Source organism: Mycobacterium sp. IS-1590, assembly GCF_001500025.1.
GTDB lineage: Bacteria > Actinomycetota > Actinomycetes > Mycobacteriales > Mycobacteriaceae > Mycobacterium.
In genome coordinates, this window is the sequence record NZ_LQIW01000036.1 from 1 (window position 1) to 2961 (window position 2961).

Consider the following 2961-nt stretch of genomic DNA (forward strand, 5'->3'; position numbering starts at 1 on the left):
CCTGGCAGGCGGTCGCACCGTTGCGCTACTTCAACGACCGGGCCGGCTCGATTTACGCCGGGAGCGGTGAGATTCAGTCTGTGTTGGCGCGATTGGATGGGGTGGTTCAGGCGGCGGTGGTTGTGCGTGAGGACCGTCGCGGTGACAAGCGTCTGGTGGGTTACATCACCGGGACAGCTGAGCCGTCTGCCGTGCGTGCGCAGCTGGCCGGTCGTCTGCCGTCCTATATGGTGCCCTCGGCGGTGGTGTTGATCGAGGCGCTGCCACTGACGGTCAGCGGCAAAATCGACACCCGCTCCCTGCCGGCACCCGAATACCAGGCGGGCCAATACCGGACGCCGAGCAGCGCCGCGGAGGAGATCATCGCCGGCATCTTCGCCCGTGTGCTGGGTGTCGACCGCGTGGGAGTCGACGACTCGTTCTTCGACCTCGGCGGGGATTCGCTGTTGGCGATGCGAGCGACCGCCGCTGTCAACAGCGCATTGGATGCCCATATTTCGGTGCGAGAGCTTTTCGAGGCGCCAACGGTCACCCGGTTGGCCGGGCGCACCGGGAACGCTCCGGGTGGACGGCCGAGGTTGGTTCCCTCGGAGCGGCCGGCGGCGGTGCCACTGTCATTTGCTCAGCAGCGGTTGTGGTTCCTGGATCAGTTGCACGGTCCGTCACCGGTTTACAACGTTGTCGCCGCGTTACGGCTGAGCGGGCCCCTGGACGCGCAAGCGTTGCGGGCCGCGCTGACCGATGTGGTGGCCCGCCACGAGAGCCTGCGTACTCTGGTGGCCGCTCCCGACGGAATTCCGCAGCAGGTGGTCGTGCCGTCCGAGCATGCCGACTTCGGTTGGAACGCCGTCGATGCCAGCGGGTGGTCAGAAAGCCGATTGGATGAGGCGATCGGCGCGGTGGCACGCCGAACGTTCGACCTGGCCACCGAGAGGCCCCTACATGTAGGGCTTTTCCGCCTCGCCGACGACGAGCACGTACTGGCGGCCGTGGTGCACCATATTGCCGCCGACGGGTGGTCGATGCCTCGCTTGATGAAAGACCTGGGTGTGGCTTATGCCCGGCGGTGCGCGGGACTCGTGCCGGACTGGACGCCGTTGGCAGTGCAATACGCCGACTACACACTGTGGCAACGCGCCCAGCTGGGTGAAGTGACCGACCCCGCCAGTCCCATCGCTGAACAGTTGGCGTACTGGGAACAGCAGCTGGGCGGGTTGGCCGAACGACTGCCATTGCCGACCGATCGGCCCTATCCCGCGGTGGCCGACCATGACGGTGCCAGCGTCCTTGTGAATTGGCCGGCACCGTTGCAGGAACAGATCGCGACGCTGGCGCGGGAGTTCAATGCGACCAGTTTCATGGTGGTGCAGGCTGCGTTGGCGGTGTTGTTGGCGAGGGTCGGTGCGGGTCGTGATGTGGCGGTGGGTTTTCCGGTGGCTGGTCGGGGTGATCCGGCGCTGGATGATCTGGTGGGGTTTTTCGTCAACACGTTGGTGTTGCGGGTGGATGTGGGTGCGGATCTGACGGTGGGGGAGTTGTTGGCTCAGGTGCGCCGGCGCTGCTTGGCTGCTTACGAGCATCAGGATGTGCCCTTCGAGGTGTTGGTGGAGCGACTCAATCCGGCCCGAAACCTCGCGCACCACCCCCTGATACAGGTCGCGCTGGCCTGGCAGAGGAACGAACCCGTAGTGACCCACATGGGGAATCTGAGGGCCACCACGATTCCGGTTCACACTCGAACTGCCCGTATGGACCTCACGTTTTCACTGGCCGAAAATTTCACCGGTACGGCCGAGCCGGCGGGGATATGCGGACTGGTGGAGTTCCGTACCGACGTGTTCGATGCGGCGAGCATCGAAACCTTGATCGGGCGGCTCGAGCGAATCCTGGTGGCGATGACCGCCGACCCGGACCGGCGGCTCTCAACCGTGGATCTGTTGGATGCTTCTGAGCGCACCCGAATTCACGAACTCAGTAATCGCGCCGTGCTGACGCGTACGGCATCTGACCGGTCGATTCCGGAGTTGTTCGCCGAACACGCGCTCCGCGCGCCAGAAGCGATCGCGGTCAGCGGCGCAGACCGCGATATGTCTTATCGGAACCTCGATGAAGCCTCGAATAGATTGGCGCACTTGCTGATCAGCCGAGGCGCAGGACCCGGTGAGTGTGTGGGGCTGTTGGTGCCGCGGTCGGCGGATGCGATTGTGGCGATACTGGGGGTGCTCAAGACCGGCGCGTCGTACGTGCCGATCGATCCGGGGTTGCCCGCGGATCGGATCGGCTTCATCCTCGACGATTCCGCGCCGGTGGTGGTCATCACTACGGCGGATCTGCGGCTACGGTTGGACGGTCACGACGTGCAGATCGTCGACACCGATGATCAAGCGACCACCGCCCAACATGCCGCCGCGTTGCCGACGCCGCGAGGTGAAGACATCGCGTATTTGATCTATACCTCGGGTACGACGGGTGTGCCCAAAGCGGTGGGGGTCACCCATAGCAACGTGACGCAGTTGTTGAGTTCGCGCGACGTCGAGTTCGGGGCGGGGCGCGTGTGGACCCACAGTCATTCGTTGGCTTTTGATGTGTCGGTGTGGGAGATCTTCGGCGCTCTTCTCAGTGGCGGGCGGGTGCTGGTGGTAGCCGAATCGGTGGTCGGGTCGCCCGATGACTTCCAGGCTGTGTTACGCAGCCAGGATGGTTGTGTTTTGACTCAGACTCCTTCTGCGGTGGGGGTTTTGGGTGTGGAGGGGTTGGAGTCGGTGTCGTTGGTGGTGGTGGGTGAGGCGTGTCCGGCGCAGGTGGTGGATCGGTGGGCGCGGGGTCGGGTGATGGTTAATGCTTATGGCCCGACGGAGACGACGATGTGTGTGGCGATCAGTGCGCCGTGATGCGGCTCGGATGGCTTCATCCAATCGGCTTTCTGACCATCCGCTGGCATCGACGGCTTCCCACGCGATG

Annotated in this window: 1 protein-coding gene; it reads left to right on the forward strand. The window is 64.3% G+C overall.

Annotated features, from left to right (window positions below; translation table 11 throughout):
* A partial coding sequence (locus tag AU197_RS19405; protein ID WP_156434484.1) for a condensation domain-containing protein occupies window positions 1-2891 on the forward strand: 2891 nt, incomplete at its 5' end.
* Window positions 2892-2961 lie beyond the last annotated feature (70 nt).